The organism is Stappia indica, assembly GCF_001696535.1.
In the GTDB taxonomy this organism is placed as follows: Bacteria; Pseudomonadota; Alphaproteobacteria; order Rhizobiales; family Stappiaceae; genus Stappia; species Stappia indica.
In genome coordinates this window covers 605,462-623,294 of sequence record NZ_MBQE01000002.1, presented here as the reverse complement: position 1 = coordinate 623,294, position 17,833 = coordinate 605,462, and the positions used below count along the sequence as shown (strand labels likewise).

At 67.5% G+C, this 17,833-nt stretch carries 16 protein-coding genes; 4 read left to right on the top strand and 12 right to left on the bottom strand.

Translation table 11 applies throughout. The annotated features are described in order from the left end of the window. Positions 1–69: 69 nt before the first annotated feature. The 5 genes from BBX35_RS10825 to BBX35_RS10805 form a co-directional block, all read right to left on the bottom strand. Positions 70–1,596: a tripartite tricarboxylate transporter permease gene (locus BBX35_RS10825; protein WP_067219668.1), complete on the bottom strand. Its 1,527-nt coding sequence runs from the start codon at positions 1,594–1,596 to the stop codon at positions 70–72. Position 1,597: 1 nt separating this feature from the next. Next, complete coding sequence (locus BBX35_RS10820) at positions 1,598–2,080, bottom strand: tripartite tricarboxylate transporter TctB family protein (protein ID WP_067219988.1); 483 nt, start codon at positions 2,078–2,080, stop codon at positions 1,598–1,600. A gap of 66 nt (positions 2,081–2,146) precedes the next feature. Continuing rightward, positions 2,147–3,139: a tripartite tricarboxylate transporter substrate binding protein gene (locus BBX35_RS10815; RefSeq protein WP_067219985.1), complete on the bottom strand. Its 993-nt coding sequence runs from the start codon at positions 3,137–3,139 to the stop codon at positions 2,147–2,149. A 137-nt stretch (positions 3,140–3,276) separates the two neighbouring features. Then, positions 3,277–4,203 (bottom strand): LysR family transcriptional regulator, encoded by a 927-nt coding sequence (locus BBX35_RS10810; RefSeq protein WP_067219665.1) that lies wholly within the window; start codon positions 4,201–4,203, stop codon positions 3,277–3,279. A 61-nt stretch (positions 4,204–4,264) separates the two neighbouring features. After that, positions 4,265–5,044: an amidohydrolase family protein gene (locus tag BBX35_RS10805; protein WP_067219664.1), complete on the bottom strand. Its 780-nt coding sequence runs from the start codon at positions 5,042–5,044 to the stop codon at positions 4,265–4,267. Positions 5,045–5,130: 86 nt separating this feature from the next. Between BBX35_RS10805 and BBX35_RS10800 the strand changes: the two genes are divergently transcribed. Genes BBX35_RS10800 through BBX35_RS10785 form a run of 4 tightly spaced genes read left to right on the top strand, consistent with a single transcriptional unit; the run spans position 5,131 to position 8,806 of the window. Further along, on the top strand, positions 5,131–5,862 hold the full coding sequence (locus tag BBX35_RS10800) for a GntR family transcriptional regulator (RefSeq protein ID WP_067219661.1): 732 nt from the start codon (positions 5,131–5,133) through the stop codon (positions 5,860–5,862). Positions 5,863–5,891: 29 nt separating this feature from the next. Then, positions 5,892–6,848, top strand: coding sequence for a tripartite tricarboxylate transporter substrate binding protein (locus BBX35_RS10795; RefSeq protein ID WP_067219658.1), 957 nt, complete (start codon positions 5,892–5,894; stop codon positions 6,846–6,848). Between the two features lies 1 nt (position 6,849). After that, the gene (locus BBX35_RS10790) at positions 6,850–7,296 is read left to right on the top strand and encodes a tripartite tricarboxylate transporter TctB family protein (protein WP_067219656.1); all 447 of its coding nucleotides are present in this window, start codon (positions 6,850–6,852) and stop codon (positions 7,294–7,296) included. Position 7,297: 1 nt separating this feature from the next. Further along, positions 7,298–8,806: a tripartite tricarboxylate transporter permease gene (locus tag BBX35_RS10785; protein ID WP_067219654.1), complete on the top strand. Its 1,509-nt coding sequence runs from the start codon at positions 7,298–7,300 to the stop codon at positions 8,804–8,806. A 272-nt stretch (positions 8,807–9,078) separates the two neighbouring features. Here the strand turns inward: BBX35_RS10785 and BBX35_RS10780 are convergent, their stop codons facing one another. The 7 genes from BBX35_RS10780 to BBX35_RS10750 form a co-directional block, all read right to left on the bottom strand. Then, positions 9,079–10,494: a M20 family metallopeptidase gene (locus tag BBX35_RS10780; RefSeq protein WP_067219652.1), complete on the bottom strand. Its 1,416-nt coding sequence runs from the start codon at positions 10,492–10,494 to the stop codon at positions 9,079–9,081. 1 nt (position 10,495) lies between these two features. After that, positions 10,496–12,079, bottom strand: a complete 1,584-nt coding sequence (locus tag BBX35_RS10775; RefSeq protein WP_067219649.1) for a gamma-glutamyltransferase — start codon at positions 12,077–12,079, stop codon at positions 10,496–10,498. A 60-nt stretch (positions 12,080–12,139) separates the two neighbouring features. Continuing rightward, positions 12,140–13,162, bottom strand: coding sequence for an oligopeptide/dipeptide ABC transporter ATP-binding protein (locus tag BBX35_RS10770; protein ID WP_083202186.1), 1,023 nt, complete (start codon positions 13,160–13,162; stop codon positions 12,140–12,142). Continuing rightward, entirely contained in the window at positions 13,159–14,145 is a 987-nt protein-coding gene (locus BBX35_RS10765; RefSeq protein ID WP_067219646.1) for an ABC transporter ATP-binding protein, read from the bottom strand. Before BBX35_RS10765 ends, BBX35_RS10770 begins: the two co-directional genes overlap by 4 nt. Positions 14,146–14,150: 5 nt before the next feature. Beyond that, positions 14,151–15,050: an ABC transporter permease gene (locus tag BBX35_RS10760; RefSeq protein ID WP_067219644.1), complete on the bottom strand. Its 900-nt coding sequence runs from the start codon at positions 15,048–15,050 to the stop codon at positions 14,151–14,153. A 6-nt stretch (positions 15,051–15,056) separates the two neighbouring features. Then, positions 15,057–15,974: an ABC transporter permease gene (locus BBX35_RS10755; RefSeq protein ID WP_067219642.1), complete on the bottom strand. Its 918-nt coding sequence runs from the start codon at positions 15,972–15,974 to the stop codon at positions 15,057–15,059. Between the two features lie 177 nt (positions 15,975–16,151). Next, complete coding sequence (locus tag BBX35_RS10750; protein ID WP_228187649.1) at positions 16,152–17,648, bottom strand: ABC transporter substrate-binding protein; 1,497 nt, start codon at positions 17,646–17,648, stop codon at positions 16,152–16,154. Positions 17,649–17,833: the final 185 nt, after the last annotated feature.

The following is a 17,833-nucleotide window of genomic DNA, read 5'->3' as shown; positions in this document are numbered from 1 at the left end:
TTTCGCGCCAGGAGGCCCGCCCCTTTCCGGGGGGGGCTCAGGTCTCCGGCAGATCGGCCCTGCCGGCGGTCATCCCGCCCCGCGCCCCGGCGCCCGCCGTCCCCGCCACGCCTCGCGGGCCATGCGGCCGAGCGGCGTCTGCGAGATCAGCAGCGCCAGGAAGGCGATCAGCAGCACGCAGGAAATCGGATGCGACAGGAAATCCCAGATGAAGGTCGCCGGATCGTTGCGCGCCCCGATCATCGCCCGCCGATAGTTGGAATCCATCATCGGGCCCAGGATGACGCCGAGGATCACCGGCCCCACCTGGAAGCCGTAGACCTTCAGGAAATAGCCGAACACGCCGAACAGCAGCATCCAGTAGATGTCGACCGGATTGTTCTGGATGGCGTAGGAGCCGACCGCCGACAGGATGATGATCAGCGGCAGCAGGATCGCCTTCGGGCACTCGACGATCTTGGTGAAGATGCGGATGCCGGTCAGGCCGAAGATCAGCAGGAAGATGTTGGCGAGCGCCAGGTTGCCGACCGTGAACCAGAACAGGTGCGGGGTCTCGACCAGGAGCAGGGGGCCGGGCTTCAGCCCGTGGATGAACAGCGCGCCGATGATGACGGCGGTCACCGCATCGCCCGGAATACCGAGCGTCAGCATCGGCACGAAGGCGCCGCCCACGGCCGCGTTGTTGGCTGCTTCCGGCGCCACCAGCCCTTCCTTGGCGCCCTCGCCGAAGGGCACTTCCGGGTTCTTCGTCGCCCGCTTGGCATCGTCATAGGCCAGCAGGGCGGCGATGTCGCCGCCGGTGCCCGGCAGCGCGCCGATCACCGTGCCGATGCCCGAGGCGCGCATGGCGACGCGGAAATAGCGGCGCACGTCGGCAAGGCGCGGGATCACCCGGTCGATCTTCTGCTTCACCGCCGGCAGGTCGAGCTGGTGCAGCTGCACGAAGGCCTCGGCGACGCCGAAGAAGCCGATCATCGCGACCACGTAAGGGATGCCGCCCATCAGGGTGATCGTGTCGAAGGTGAAGCGCCCTTCCGCCGTCATCGGGTCGAGGCCGACCATGCCGATCAGCACGCCGAGCGCACCGGCGAAGACGCCCTTGGCGAAGCTCTCGCCGGACAGGGTGCCGACCAGCAGGATGCCGATCATCGCCAGCAGCAGGTAGTCGCGCGAGGTGAACATCAGCGCGAAGTCGGACAGCATCGGCGCGAACAGGGCGAGCGCGGCAACGCCGACGAAGCCGCCGAACACCGACATCACCGTGGTCAGGCCGACCGCCTCGCCGGCCTCGCCGCGCTTGGCCATCGGGTAGCCGTCGAGCGCGGTGGCGATGGCGCTCGGCGCACCGGGAATGTTGAGCAGGATCGCGGTGCGCGACCCGCCATAGACGCCGCCGACATAGACGCCGGCGATCAGCGCCAGCGCGTCGTTGACGCTCCATTTGAAGGTGAAGGAGATCAGGATCGACACGGCCATCGTCACCGACAGGCCGGGAATCGCACCGACATAGATGCCGGCCAGCGTGCCCGCCGCCGTGAGCATCAGCAGCCAGGGGTCGAGCCAGGAGATTGCCAGGTATCCGAAGGACTCGAGCATGTCAGAACAGCCCCTGCAGCAAGGTGCCCTTGGGCAGCACCACCTGGAAGACGAGGCTGAACACCACGTGGATCGCCGCCAGTCCGGCAAGGCTGACCAGCGCCGTCAGCCAGAAGCTGCGCCGCCACAGGAACTGGATCGACACGAACAGGAAGAGGCCCGAGGCGGCGAGGAAGCCGAGCCAGGGCATCGCCAGGATATAGAGGCCGACCAGCACCACCATCACGGTCTGGCGCAGCGGCGTGATATCGGCGAGGAAACGGCGCAGGCCCCCGCCGGCCGGCGTCATCGCCAGCGCCTTCAACAGGATCACCAGCGAGCAGACGACCATCAGCCCGGTCGCCAGCATCGGAAAGATGCCGGGGGTCGACAGGCCGGAAAAGCCGGAAATCTTGTAGGCTTCGGCGAACAGCCAAAGGCTGAGCGCGAGAAGGGCGACGGCGAAGGCGAGCTCGCCCGGCCGCCGCTGGGCTCGCGAGGACATCATGACCCTCCTGGCAGCATGAGGGCTGCGGCCGGAACCCCGTCGTCCCGGCCGCAGCAAAGGGCGTTACGGGCGCGGGATGCCCAGGCTCTCCGGGCTGACCTTGGCGGCGCCCGTGTCCTGCAGCGCCCAGGCCGTGACCTGCTGCCACTTGGCAAGGAAGGTCTCGGCCTCCTCGCCGGAGATGTTCATCATGACGTTGCCGCGATTGGCCATCAGCGTCTTGAACTCGTCGCTGCCGGCCGCCGTTGCGAAGGCGTCGACCAGCTTGGCCTTGACGTCGTCCGGCGTGTCCTTGCGCACGAAGACGCCGTAGAACGGGCCCCAGGGCAGGTAGGCGGACATGCCGGGGATCGTGTCGGTGACCGCCGGAACGCCCGGCAGCGTGTCGACCGGCTCGGCATTGACCACCGCCAGCGCGCGCATCGTGCCGGCCTTGATCTGCTCGGCCGCCGCCGACAGGCCCGACGGCATGAAGTCGACCTCGCCGCCCAGCATCGCGGTCAGGCCGGGGCCCTCGCCGTCGAAGGGAATGGCGGTGACGTCGAAGGGCGCGGAGTTGGAGAGCAGCGCGCTGACCGTCGAGGGCAGACCGCCGGGGCCGGTGGAGCCCATCTTGATCTGGCCCGGATTGGCCTTGATGTCGTCCAGCAGCTCGGCCAGCGTCTGGTACTTGGAGGCCTGCGGCACGACGATCACGGCAACGCCGCGGCCGAGAATGTTGACCGGGTAGAAGTTCGAGTAGTCGAGCTTGCTGACGCCCATGATCGGGTGCAGCTGCGGGTTCTCGGCGCCATAGAGGAACGTGTAGCCATCGGCCGGCGCGGCGTTCACATAGGCGGTGGAGATGGCGCCGGCGCCGCCGGACTTGTTGAGCACCACGATGGGCTTGCCGAGCGCGGCCTCCGCGGCCGGGTTGACCGCACGGGCGACGACGTCGGTGGCACCGCCCGCGCCCCACATCACCACGCCCAGCATCTCGCGCTCGGGGAAGTCGGCGCTGGCAACACCGGCGGACAGGGCAAGAGCAGCGACTGCTCCGGCAAGACTGCGGATCATCATTTCCTCCCAGGATCGTTGTTGCGGTCCGCCCGATCCTCCCAGACCGTGAGATGGCAGCCGCTATTGCATGTCAAAAATCGCATGCCGAAAAACTTAACGCAAATACCAATAATGCAGAGATCAATAACCTGTGGTTATGTCGCCGTGCGCCGGGTCGCCGCATCCATCTCGCCGCGCAGCAGCTCGACAAAGGCCTCGGCAAAGCCGGAGATCTCCAGGTCCGAGCGTCGCGCCACATAGGTGCGGAACGGCGTCGGCTCGGCAATCGGGATCAGACGGATGTCCGGCTCGACGCGCGGCAGGTCGGCGACCGTGAAATTGTCGAGAACGGCAACGCCGAGGTTCTGCCGCACCAGCCCCAGGACCGTCGTGCCGAAGCGGGCACGGATCTCGATGTGGAAGTCGAGACCCTGGCGGGCGAAGATCTCGGCCAGGATCGCGCCGTAAGGGTCCGCCGGGTCGATGCCGATCAGCGGAAAGGCGGCGATGTCCGCCGCGCCGACGCTGCTGCGCGCGGCAAGCGGATGGTCGCGATGGGCGACGCAGAACAGGTGCCCCTGCGCCAGCGGCTCGAAGACGATCGAGGAATGCTCGAAGCGGTGGCTCATGCACACGAACTGGCCCTTGCCGAGCAGCAGGAAGTCGATGGCCTCCTCGATCTTCAGGATCTCGATGTTCATGCGGATGTCGGGATAGCGGGCCTTCAGCCCGGCCGCCGCCAGCGGCACCATCACATTGGCGATGCTGGGCACGGAGGCGAGCGAGATCTCGACATCATGGCCGCGCTCCAGCTGGCCGATGGAGAGCTGCAGGTGGACGAGCTTCTTGTGGACCTCCTGCAGCTGCAGGAACACCTGCTGCGATTCCGGCGTCGGCACGTAGCGGCCGCCGCTGCGGGTGAACAGCTTGATGCCGAGCGAGGCTTCCAGATGCTTCATCGTCCGGCTGATGCCAGGCTGGGCGACGTTGAGAATGCGCGCGGCACCGGCAATCGAGCCCGCCACCATGACGGCGCGTAGCACTTCGATCTGGCGGAGCGTCAGCGGGGTCTCGTTGGCCATGCGCGGGCAAGGCTACAGCCGCGCTCGCCGCTTGGAAAGCGGCGGCTCGCCAAAGCCCCCCTCAGGCGAGGGAAAGGCCGTAGAGCGCCTTCACCGCCGCAGCATCGTCGCCGATGCCGAAGGCCTCGCGGGTAGCGGCCGCCCGGTCGTAGTCGGTGATGGCCTCGTGCTGGGTATGCGGCCAGTCGGTGCCCCAGACCACATGGTCCGGCGGCAGCAGCGCAAGCAGCGCACGGGCATGCGGGGCGACATCGACCGGCGAGCGGTAGGGAGCGGAAAACTTCACGAAGAGACCGGACAGATCGCCGGCCTGCGCCAGCGCGCAAAGCCAGGGATCGCAGGCCGGATCCGCCTCGTCCGGCAGGCCGAAATGATCGACCACGACAGTGACGCCGCGCGACAGAAGCGGGCCGACGATGGCCGGCAGGCGCGGCCCCTCCAGCTGGATCTCCACATGCAGCCCGCGCTCGCGCAGAAGCTGAAGCAGTCCGGCGACGGCCGGGCTGTCGAGATCGGGGAGCGGCGCCCCGCGCACCAGGTTCCAGCGAATGCCGCGAATGCCGGCCGCGACCAGCGCATCCAGCGCGCCGGCCTCGATCTCGTCCGGCACGACAGCGACGCCGGCAAAGCGCTGCTGGTCGAGCCGCGACAGGGCATCGAGCAGCTGGGAATTGTCGAAACCGAGAAAGCTGACCTGGACGATGACGCCGCCGGAAAGGCCGTGCCGCGCGATGCCGGCCTGCCAACTGGCCAACGGCGCCGGGACCGCCGGCACGTAGCGCGCACCGCGCGTCGCCGTCACTTCCTCATAGACATGAACGTGGCAATCGAACCGGATCATCCGCAACTCCCGAGCAGAATTCATATATATGACTAGTTGACTGAATGGGTCAACATCCGCTAAGGAAGGTTCGAGGAGGAGACGGAATGGCCCACAGGATACCCAGCGCGGACGAGCGGCTGCCGGCCTATGCGAGGCTGCGCGACGCCCTTGCCTCCCGCATTGCCAGCGGCGAATGGGGTCCGAACCATCCGATCCCGTCCGAGGCGCGTCTCGCGCGCGACTACGGCATCTCCATCGGCACGGTCCGCAAGGCGGTCGACGGGCTGGTGGCGGAAGGCCTCTTGGAACGGCGCCAGGGCTCGGGCACCTATCTGCGCCGACCGTCCTTCGATGCGACGCTCTTCCGCTTCTTCCAGGTGCGCGGTCCCGACGGCGCCCCCTCCTCCATTCCGACCAGCGAGCTGATCCTGCGCGCCCGCACCAAGGCGCCGAAGGAGGCCGAAGCGGCGCTCGGCACGGACGACGTGATCGGCATCATCCGCCTGCGCTCCCTGTCGGACGAGCCGGTCCTCTTCGAAGAGCTCTATATTCGCGCGGACCGCTTTGCCGGCTTCGAAAGCCTGCCCGACAGCGCCTTCGGGCCGCTGCTGTATCCGCTCTATTTCGACCGCTTCGGCGTGCTGGTGAAGCGCGCGACGGACGACCTGTCCTTCGGCCGCGCCGACGAGCAGGTCGCGGCGCGGCTGAAGCTGAAACCCGGCGACCCGCTGGCGATCATCCGGCGAACCGCCTTCGACATCGACGGAACGCCCGTCGAGTGGCGCATCGCCCGCGGCAGTGCCGCGCAATTCCACTACCGCAGCGAAATTGGCTGACAAAAGCCGCCTTACGGGAGAGAAACAACATGAAAATCAACAAGATCATTGTCGCAGCAGCCCTGCTCGGCTGCACCTCCATGCCCGCTCTTGCCGACTATCCCGAGCGCCCCATCGAACTCACCATCCCGGCCGGCGCCGGCGGCGGCACCGACACCAGCGCCCGCAAGCTGGCCCTGCTGCTGGAAGAGAAGCTCGGCACCTCCATCGCCGTGCTGAATGTCGGCGGCGGCGGCGGCTCGGTCGGCGCCTCGCAGTTCATGCAGGCCAAGCCCGACGGCTACGCGCTCTTCGCCACCTGGAACAGCCCGCTGACCACCGTGCCGCAGGTCCAGAACGTCGCCTACACGCTCGACAGCTTCACGCCCATCGCCTCGACCTCCGAGACGGCCTACACGCTGTGCGTCCATCCGGAGTTTCCGGCCGAGACGGGCGAAGAGTTCCTGGCCGAGCTCGCCGCCAACCCGGACAAGTACACCTACGGCAACGACGGCATCGGCGGCACGATGCAGCTGGCGGCCGAACGCATCTTCCAGGCCCGCGATATCAAGGCGGTCGCCATCCCGTTCGGCGGCGCCGGCGAGACGCTGCAGAACTTCCTCGGCAAGCATGTCGACATTTATGGCGGCTCGATCTCGCCGGTCCTGCCTTACGTGGAGTCCAAGGAGGCCAAGTGCCTCGTCGTGACCTCGGCCGCCGACGTGCCGGCGCTGCCGCAGGCGGCCGGCCTTGAAAGCCTCGGCCTCGGCGACAAGGAAACCCTGCTTTGGCGGGCGATCCTGGGTCCGAAGGGTCTCGACCAGGCCATCGTCGACAAGCTCGCCGCCGTCATCGACGAGGCGGTCAACGACCCGTCCTATGTCGAGTTCCTGGCCTCCAAGGGCGAGGTCCCGAACGTGGTCAAGGGCGAGGCGCTCGGCGAGCGGCTGAAGGCCGAGTTCGATGCCCTGGCCGTCGTGTCCAAGAACCTGGGCCTGGCGAAGTAAGATGGAGCGCAGCCAGGACCTGACCCTTGGCCTGCTCTTCGCGGGCCTCGGCCTGGCGGCCGCATGGCAGGCCGGCTCCTATCAGGGAGCCGGCGGCACCTACCCGATGGTGCTGGGTGTGGTCCTGGCGCTTTGCGGCGCTCTGGTGATGCTGCGTGCCGCCCGCTCGAAAACCGACGCGCCGCGGCGGCTCGTCGACGTGCCGGCCAACCTCGTGAAGGCGCTGGCCGCCGGCGTGATCTACGTGGCGCTGATCCTGCCGCTCGGCTTCTACACCGCCTCCGCGCTGCTGATGCTGGCGCTGCCGCCGGTGCTGGGCTTCCGCCGCCCGCTCTACACGGCGATCGTGGCGGCAAGCTTCGTCGCGCTGGTCTGGATCGTCTTCTCGCTGGTGCTCAACAAGCCGCTGCCGCCCGAGCTGTGGGCCGCCTCGCGCCTTGGAGGCTGAGATGGACTTCTTCCTGAACGCCGCCTCCGCCGTGATGGCGACCGGGCCGCTGGTCGCCATGCTGGGCGCGACGCTGCTCGGCGTGCTGATCGGCGCCCTGCCCGGCCTCAACCCGGTCATGGCCATCGCCCTCTTGCTGCCGCTGACCTACTCGATGGACCCGCTGGTGGCCCTTGCCATGGTCGCCGGTATCTACAACGGCTCGATGTATGGCGGCGCGATCCCGGCGATCCTGCTGCGCATTCCGGGCACCCCGGCCTCCATCGCCACGACCTTCGACGGCTTCCCGATGGCCGAGAAGGGCGAGGCGGCCAAGGCGCTGAAGATCGCCTGCTGGTCGTCGGCCATCGGCGGCATCGCCAGCGCGCTGGCGCTGATGACCGTCGGGCCGCTGCTGGCCCGCGCGACGCTCTATTTCGGCCCGGCCGAATATTTCTGGGTCGCCATTTTCGGCATGGCCTCGGTCGGCGTCATGGTCGGCAGCGACCCGGTCAAGGGCATCATGGCGGCGGTGCTCGGCCTGCTGCTCGGAACGGTCGGCATCGACCAGCTGTCGGGCCAGGCACGCTACACGTTCGACCAGCCCTGGCTGCTCGGCGGGCTCGACCTGGTGGTCGTGCTGGTCGGCCTCTACGCCTTGCCGCCGGTCCTGCAACTGGCCGAAAAGTGCGATTTGAAAGGCCTTTCGGCCGCCCAGCTGCGGCTTGCCAGCGTGCCGTTCCGCAAGGGCGAGGTGCGCGGCCTGTTGCCGACCTGGGGCCGCTCGTCGCTGATCGGCATCTTCGTCGGCATCCTGCCGGGAGCGGGCGGCAACATCGCCGCGTTCCTGAGCTATAACGCCGCCAAGAACGCCAGTTCCGAGCCCGACAGCTTCGGACAGGGCAACCCGCAAGGCGTGGCGGCGGCCGAATGCGGCAACAACGCCGACAATGCCGCCTCGATGATTCCGGCGCTGACCCTTGGCATTCCTGGCAATGTGGTCGCCGCGCTGGTGCTGAGCGCGCTGATGATCCACGGGCTGCAGCCGGGGCCGCAGCTGTTCCACCAGAACCCGGTTCTGGTCGGCGGCTTCATGATCGAGATGCTGCTGACCTCGGTGTTGATCCTGTTGGTGGGCGGCGCTGCCGCGACACGAATTTTCGCGCAGATTCAAAGGCTTCCGGGCGTCCTTCTGGTGCCCTCGATCCTGGTGCTGATGTGCGTCGGCGTCTATGTGATCAACGGACGGCCGGTCGACCTGTGGGTGATGCTGGCGGCGGGTGCTGCCGGCTACCTGCTCGAAAAGCTGAACGTACCGCTGGCGCCGATCATCCTGGGCATGATCCTCGGACCGATGGCCGAGCAGAGCGTGCGCCGCGCGCTCTTGATCAGCCGGGGCGATCCGGTGGAGCTGCTGACGCGGCCGATCTCGGCGGTGCTGGCCGCGGCGACGCTGGCGATGATCCTGTGGCCAGTGATGAAGGCGCTGAAGCGCCGCCGCGCCAAAAAGATGAGCGAAAACAAAGCATAAGAGAGTTTCGAGAATTTTCGAGACGGATTTTGCAAAATTTCGAGAAATCTTGACGCAAGCGCTCTCAATCGTCTCAAAAAACGACGCCCGGACGAGACCCCGTCCGGGCGTTGTCGTATGCGAGGATATCTCGAACCTATCCCCGGAAGCGGGCGACGACCGGCGGGACGCTTATCCCCGCCAGCGGTTTTCCAGTAATCCCCGCCGGTCCGACCCGTGGCATGATGGCGACGGATCGGACGCGCAGGTTTGCCGATTGAGGCGGCGGCGTCTCAGGCGGTCGCTTCGGCCGTCTTGCCGGCGCGGGCCGCGTTCGCCTCGCCGATGTCCCAGAACAGGCCGGCCATCATCGCCAGCGCTTCGCGGGTCATGGAATGGAGCGCGTGCTCGTTCGGCGCGTGCTGGGAGCAGCCGGGGTAGGAATGCGGTACCCAGACGGTCGGCAGGCCAAGAATGTCGGCGAAGGTCTCGTTCGGCAGCGAGCCGGCGAGGTTCGGCAGGATCGCCGGCTTCTTGCCCGTAGTCGCCTCGATGGAGGTCTTGACCCGCGTGACCCAGGGATGATCGGGGTCGAGGCGCGTTGCATGGAAGAAGCCGCGGTCGGCCGGGACGATCTCGACCATCTGGAAGCCGTTGGCATCGAGATGGCGACGCAGCGCCGGCAGGATGTCGTCGGGATCGGTGCCCACCACATAGCGCAGCTGGCAATGGGCATGGGCGCGGCCCGAGATGGCGTTGACCGGAGCGGACGGCACGCCGCTGGTCTGGGCCAGAATGGCGAAGCTGTTCCAGCCGAAGACGCGCTCGGACGGGGTGAGGCTCTCCTCGCCCCAGTCGGTGTCGACGGAGGGGCCGTCGAAACCGCCGACCGGGCAGTCCTTCAGCGCCTCGCGCACGGCCGGCGTCAGGCTGGTCGGGCGCCATTCCGGCACCTGGATCTGGCCGCGGCGGTCGGTGATCGAGGCGAGCGCATGGGCCAGCACCATGGCCGGGTCGCGCAGCAGCCCGCCCCAGTTGCCCGAATGGTGGGCGCCCTCGCGCAGCTCGACGCGCAGGTCGAAATTGACCGCGCCGCGCGAGCCCATGAACAGGGTCGGTCGGTCGGGATGCAGGCGCGGGCCGTCGGAGGCGATCAGCACGTCGGCGGCGAAGGTATCGCGGTTCTGCGAGAACAGCTCGGCAAGACCGGGCGAGCCGCATTCCTCGCCCATCTCGATGATGATCTTGCAGTTGAAGCCGAGCGAGCCGCGCTCCTCGAGAATCGTCCGCAGCGCCGCGATGTTGATGCAATGCTGGCCCTTGTTGTCGGCGGTGCCGCGCCCGTAGAGCTTGTCGCCCTCGCGCACCAGGCGGAAGGGATGCAGCCCCTCGCGCCACTGGTCGGTCTGGGCGCGGATGACGTCGCCATGGCCGTAGGTGAGCACGGTCTCGAAGGCCGGGTCCTCGATGCGCTCGGCGAAGAGGAAGGGCACGGACGGGTCGACAGGGTTGGTCATGATGCGGCAGGCGAAGCCGAGCCCGGTGAGCTTGGGCTCCATCTCCTCGACGAGATAGCGCATCAGCTCCGCCCGGCGGGACGGGTCCTGGCTCTCGGTCTCGAAGGCGAGCATGCGGGCAAGCTCGGTCTCGTAACCGCCGCTCGAAAGGAAATTGTCGATGCGCGCGATGACGCTCTCACGGTTTGCCACGTCAGGCTCCCTCGGTTTCGGGCACGGCGTCGCCCCATGGCGACATGATCTCCGTGCACCCCATGTTGATGCCGTCCTGCCGCAGCACGCCCGCCGGGCAGGCGAAGGCATACGGGAAGACGGCGCGGCGGGTGGCCGTCACCGGATGGACGGCGGACAGCGCGGACACGACCGACTGCGGCAGCGTCTCGTCGGCGAGAATCGCCCCGCCGCCGCTGTTGTCGATGCGCGGCTGGTGGAAGGCCCCTTCCAGGGACATGTCGAAGTCCATCAGGAAGGAGGTGAGATTGAGCACGGCCGGCAGGATCTTGCGGCCGCCGGACGCGCCGATGGCGAAACGCCGGCCGTCCTTCTCGCCGATGGCCGGGCAGACGTTCATCAGGCAGGCCTTGTTGGGCGCCAGCGAGTTCGGCTTGCCGGGCTCCGGGTCGAACCACATGATGCCGTTGTTCATGAGGAGGCCCGTGGACGGCGAGACGACGCGCGAACCGAACACCGCCAGCAGCGTCTGGGTGACCGCGCACATGTTGCCGTGCCGGTCGACGACGCTGAAATGGGTGGTGCAGGACGGGGTGCCGGAGCCCTCTGCCTCGCCCGTGTCGCCCATTTCGCGCAGGCGCCGCTCGTAACTGGCCGACAGCGCTCGGGCCATCTCGGAATAGCTGGTGCCGTCCGGCGCGGAGGACGGCGTGAAGGCGGCCTCCATCATCGCCAGGCACTCGACGAGATTGGCGCCCGCCGTCAGGCCGCGCGCCGCATGGATGGTGCCGCCGCGATAGGACGTCTCCAGCGCGGGAGCGAGCACCGCCCGGTAGGCGGCAAGGTCGGCCTGCGACAGCGAACCGCCCTTGGCCTGGACATCGGCGGCCATCGCCGCGGCGATGTCGCCCTCGTAGAAGTCGCGCGCGCCGGCCTCGGCGATGCGCCGCAGCGTGCCGGCAAGCCGGGTCTGGTCGAGCCGCAGGTTGGGAACCGCGGTCCAGCCGGAGGATTTCGGCCAGATCCCGTCGTCGAGGAACATGGCCGCCGCATCGGGATCCTTGGCGAGCTCGCGCGCCACCGAGGAGATGATCAGCGAGGCATACCAGTCGACCAGCATGCCCTCGGCGGCAAGGTCGGCGGCCGGCATGACGAGGTCCTTCCACCCCATCCGGCCCCAGGTGGCATGCGCCAGTTCCATGCCGGCAACGGTGCCGGGAACGGCGATGGCCGTGGCGCCCTGGACGTTGCGGTCCTCCACCACGGACGGCCAGGGGAAGAGATCGTTCGACTTGCCTTCGCCCGACAGCGGGTAGTCGGCCGGGTCGAGAGCGGCGGGCGAGCGCATGCCGAAATTGATGCTGTGCGCCTTCTGCTCGTCCTCGCGCCACAGGACCATGGCGCCGCCGCCCGCAGGGCCGCTCATCCACGGCTCCAGCACGCCGACGGCGAAGGAGACGGCAACGGCCGCATCCACCGCATCGCCCCCGGCGGCCAGGACGGCAGCGCCCGTCTCGGCGGCCACCCGGTGCTGGGAGGCGACGACGCCGCCTTTGGTCTCGATCACATGCTTGCGCACGGACTGGGTGCGCGAAAGATTGCTCATGGGATGTTCCTCACCACAGACGGGACGACGACGGGGCGACGATGATCAGCGGGGCGGTGGTCAGCGGGCCGGCGCCGCGTGCAGATGGCAGTCGACATGGCCCTGCGGCCCGGCGACATGGGGCGGCGGGGTGGTCTTGCAGATGTCCATGACCTTGGCGCAGCGCGGATGGAAATGGCAGCCGGACGGCGGGTCGATGGGGTTGGGATAGGTCGCGCCGAGATGGGTGTCGGGCACCGAGAGGTTCGGGTCCGGCGTCAGCACGGATTCCAGCAGCGCCTGCGTATAGGGATGGCGCGGGCCGGCGAAGAGCTCGGACGCCGGCGCCTCCTCGACGATCTTGCCGAGATACATGACGGCAACCCGCGTCGCCAGATGCTCGACCACCGCCAGATTGTGGCTGATGAAGAGATAGGTGAGGCCCAGCTCCTCGCGCAGGTCGCCGAGCAGGTTGAGGATCTGCGACTGCACCGACACGTCGAGGGCCGAGGTCGGCTCGTCGCAGATGACGATCTCCGGGTTCATCACCAGCGCGCGGGCGATGGCGACGCGCTGGCGCTGGCCGCCCGACAGCTGGTTGGGATAGCCGCGCAGCACGCGCTGCGGCAGGCCGACGAGATCGAGCATCCGCGTGACCGCCTTGGCCCGCGAGGCGCTGTCGCCGATCTTGTGGACCACCAGCGGCAGGGCGATGATGTCCTCGATGCTCTTGCGCGGGTTGAGCGAGGAATACGGGTCCTGGAAGATCGGCTGGATGCGCCGGGCGAGCACGGTGCGCTCGCGCGCGGTGACTTCGCGCCCGTCGATCAGCACCTTGCCGGAGGTCGGCGCCTCCAGGCCCAGCAGGATCTTGGCGAGCGTGGACTTGCCGCATCCGCTCTCGCCGACGAGGCCGAGCACGTCCTTGCGGTGGATCTTCAGGTTGACGCCGCCGAGCGCATGCAGCGGCTTGGGGGCGGAGAACATGCCCTGCTTGACGCGGTAGGTCTTGGTGACGCCGGCGAGTTCCAGCACCGGAACGGCGCTGGCGTCGGACGCGGCGGCCGGGGCCGCGGCAGCTTGGGTCGTCGTGGTGGGGCTCATGACGGCGCTCCTGGCTGAACGTCGTGGATGCAGCGATACATGTGATCCTCGCCGGTCCGGCGCACCGGCACCTGCGAGGCGCACACGGCCTCGGCCACGTCGCAGCGCGAACGGAAGGCGCAGCCTTCCACCTTGCCGATCAGCGAGGGCACGATGCCGGGGATGGAGCCGAGATGCTCGCCGGGCTTGGTCTTGCCCGGGACCGGGATGCAGCGCAGCAGGCCGCGGGTGTAGGGATGGCGCGGATTCTCGAAGATCTCGCGGGCGCTGCCCTTTTCCACCACCTCGCCGGCATACATCACCACCACCTTGTCGGCGATGCGGGCGACGACGCCGAGATCGTGGGTGACCAGGATCATCGCCATGTTCATCTCGCGCTGGAGATCGGCGAGCAGGCGCAGGATCTGCGCCTGGATGGTGACGTCGAGCGCGGTGGTCGGCTCATCCGCGATGATCAGCTCCGGCTCGCACATCAGGGCCATGGCGATCATCACGCGCTGGCGCAGGCCCCCGGACAGCTGGTGCGGATACTGGGAGAGCCGGCTCTCGGCCGCCGTGATGCCGACCTTGCCGAGCAGCTCGATGGCCCGGGCCCGCGCCTCGGCACGGCTGACCGGACGGTGCAGCTGGAGCGCCTCCATCAGCTGGTCGCCGATGGTGTAGGCCGGGTTGAGCGAGGTCATCGGCTCCTGGAAGATCATCGCCATCCGGTCGCCGCGCAGGGCGCGCATGGCCCGCGGCGACTGCGTGCGCAGGTCGATGCCGGAAAAGTCGAGCTGTGCCGCGTTGCAGCGCATCTTCTTCGACAGAAGGCCCATGATGGCGAGCGAGGTCAGCGACTTGCCGCTGCCGCTCTCGCCGACGATGCACAGGGTCTCGCCGCGCTTCAGCTCGAAGTCGATGCCGCGCACCGCGTGAAGGGTGCCCTGCGCCATCGGGATGTCGATGGTGAGGTTGTCTACCTTGAGGACAGGTTCGCTCATGGATCTCAGCCCCTGTTTTCCGGTGCGGTGACGTCGCGAAGCCCGTCGCCGAGAAGGTTGATGGCCAGAACCAGGATGAACAGCGCGACGCCCGGAATGGCGATCAGCCAGGGCTCGAACAGCATCATCTGCTTGCCTTCCGAGATCATCAGGCCCCAGGACGGGGTGGGCGGCTGCACGCCGAGGCCGAGGAACGAGAGCGCGGCCTCCAGCAGGATGGCGTGGGCCATTTCCAGCGTCGCGACGACGATCAGGTTGTTGACGACGTTCGGCATGATCTCGCGCAGGATGATGCGCCGGGTCGAGCAGCCGATGGCCTTGGCGGCGTTGACGTATTCGAGATCGCGCACCTGTAGCACGGAAGAACGCATGACCACCGCGAACCGGTCCCACAGCAGCAGGCCGAGCACGCAGACCACCACCTGCAGCGAGCCGCCGAGAATGGCGACGACGGCCAGCGCCACCAGCACCACCGGCATGGCCAGGCGCACGTTGATCAGGAAGGTGACGACGAGGTCCACCCGGCCGCCGAAATAGCCGGCGGCAACGCCCATCGCCGTGCCGATGAGGCCGGAGATCAGCGCCGCGAACAGGCCGATGGCGAGCGAGATGCGGGCGCCGTAGAGCAGCCGCGCGAGATAGTCGCGGCCGAGGAAGTCGGTGCCAAGCAGATGGTTGGGATCGGCGCCCGGCATCCAGAACGGCGGCTTCATGCGCGCCATCAGGTCCTGGGCATAAGGGTCGTGCGGCGTCAGCAGCGGGGCGAACAGCGCCAGCGCGACGATGATCGCCAGCACGACGATGCCGAAGACGAGACCGTAATGGCCGAAGATGCGCTTGCGCAGGATCGCGGCCGGGCTCGGGGTGCGGAGGTCTTCCGCGACGGTTTCGATGGTGCGTGCCATGTCGGATCAGCCCACCCGGATACGCGGATCGAGCCAGGCATTGACCAGATCCGACAGGAACGTGAAGACGATGTAGAACAGCGAGAAGATCAGGATCAGCGCCTGCACGGTCGGCAGGTCGTTGCGGGCGATCGACTCCCAGGCGAGATAGCCGGCGCCGTGCAGGGCGAAGATGGACTCCACGACGATGGAGCCGCCCAGCATGAAGCCCATCTGCACGGCGGCGAGGCTGACCACCGGCACCACCGCGTTGCGCAGCGCATGCTTGAACATCACCCGCGTCTCGCTGGCGCCCTTGGCCCGCGCGGTGCGGATGTAGTCGGCGTTCAGCACCTCCAGCATGCCGGCGCGCGTCAGGCGCATGATCGCCGGCATGGCGTAATAGCCGAGCACGACGGTCGGCATGATGAAGTGCTTCCAGGTCGCCGAGCCGGACGGCGGCAGCCAGCCGAGCTGGATCGAGAAGACGACGATCAGCACCAGGCCGAACCAGAAGCTCGGCATCGCCTGGCCCATCACCGACAGGAACAGCGCGGTGCGGTCGATCAGGGAGTTCGGGCGCATCGCCGCGGCAACGCCGAGCGGGATGGCGGTGACCAGCGCGAAGGAAATGCCGCACACGCCGAGCAGCATCGTCGTCGACAGGCGCTCGCCGATCAGCTGGGCGACCGGCACGCGGAAATAGTAGCTCTGCCCGAAATCGCCCGACAGCGCGCCGAACAGCCAGTCGGCATATTGCACGAGAAAGGGCCGGTCGAAGCCGTAGAGGACGCGGATCGCCTCGATGTCGGTGGCGGAGGCGTTCTCGCCGGCAATGGCCGAGGCCGGGTCGCCGGACATGAACAGCAGGCTGAAGCTCAGCAGCGACACGGTGAAGGTCACCAGGATGGCGAGCCCCAACCGTTTCAGGGTGAACATAAGCATCTCGGGATCCGATCGTCAGGCGGCAGCGGCACGCGGGGGCGGAGCGGAACAGGCTTGACAATACCTTCTCATGCCGCGTCCCGAAGCGGGAGGCGGATGGTCAGGCATGGCGAAGCTGCGAAAGACACGATCCGCGCCCGGCGAGAGGAAAGCCGGGCGCGGGTCGCGGCGCGGCGCTTACTTCCAGCGAACGTGGAAGAAGCGCACGACCTCGTCCGGGGTCGGGGTGAAGGTCGCCTCCTTCGTGAACACGTAGTTCGCGTTGTAGGAGAAGAGCGGCACCCAGTAGGCCTCGTCGGCGATCTTGTTGAGCGCCTTGGAGTAGTTCTCCTTGCGCACTTCCGGATCGACGGAGGTGTCGGCGATGTCGAGCCAGGCCAGGACCTCGTCGTCACGGGCGAAGTCTTCCTTGCCGTGCTTGAAGAACTGGCTGGTGATCGCCGAGGCGTCGTTGACCGAGTAGGAGCCCCAGGTCTGGAAGCTCATGCTGGTCTCGCCCTTGTGGCGCATGTCGCGCAGGGCCGAGTACTGCAGGAACTTCAGGTTGGCCCGGATGCCGACATTGGAGAGGTAGGAGAGCATCGCCTCGGCATAGGGACGGTCGCGATAGGCGTAGAAGTCGACCTCGAAGCCGTCCGGATAGCCGGCCTCCGCGAGCAGCGCCTTGGCCTTCTCCGGATCGAAGTCGTACTTGGTCACGTCCACGTCGCAGCCGAACTGGCTCGGGAAGCAGGCCGAGTGCACGACCTTCGAGGCGCCCTTGAGCAGGTTGTCGACGATGGCCTGGCGGTCGATCGCATGGGCGATGGCCTGACGCACCTTGGTCTTGGTCATCGGGTTGTCGGCGCCGCTGCGGCCGGCCGCATCGAGCTCGAGATAGCCGATGCGCATGGTGCTCTCGTTGACCACGTTCGAGCGGTCCATCATCGCCAGCTTCTCGGCCTGATCGGCCGGCACGCCCCAGATGAAGTCGAGGCCGCCGCTGAACAGCTCGGCGAGCTGGGTGTTGACGTCCGGAATGGTGCGGATGTCGACGGTGCCGATGTCGGCCATGCCCTTCGGGCCGCCGTGGTAGCCTTCGTACTTCTTCAGCACGAAATGCTTGCCCGGCTCGACGCTCTCGACGCGGTAGGGACCCGTGCCGACCGGCTTCAGCGCCATGCCGGCGGGACCGGCCTCGGCGTAATACTCGTTCGGATAGATCGAGACCGGACCGGCGAGATACTCGAGCGCGGCCGGGAACGGACCATTGGTGAAGATGCGGACGGTGTACTTGTCGACCTTCTCGGCACCCTTCATCCAGTTGACGTTGCGCTGGACGACGACGCCGTTCTCCGGCTTGGCGACGAACTCGACCGTGTAGACCACGTCGTCGGCGTCGAACTCCTCGCCGTTGTGGAACTTGACGCCCTCGCGCAGCTTCAGCTCCAGCGTGGTGTCGTCGACCCAGGTCCAGGAGGTCGCGAGGTTGCCCTCGTACTCGCCCGTCTCCTGGTTGAGATAGAGCAGGCCGTCCCAGATGGACCGCTGCAGGATCACGCCCTCGCGGGCGGAATTGAAGTAGCTGTCGACCGATTCCAGTTCCTTGGTGAAGGCGGCGTTCAGCGTGTCATTGGCCTTGTCGGCCATGGCGCTGCCGGCAGTCATGACGACGGCCAGCGCAACAGTGCTCATCAGGAGGCGTGTCTTCATCTGCTCAATCAACCGGCGCGGAACCGGTCCCTCTGGCTTTAGATTATTATATACTAATACGTTTGACCGTATTATGGTTGAGCGTATTGGGCAGTTTGGAACGTGTCAAGAATCCAAAACTCACGCCATCCGCAAGATTCTTGCGCAGACGGCGGAGCAAAGGGACA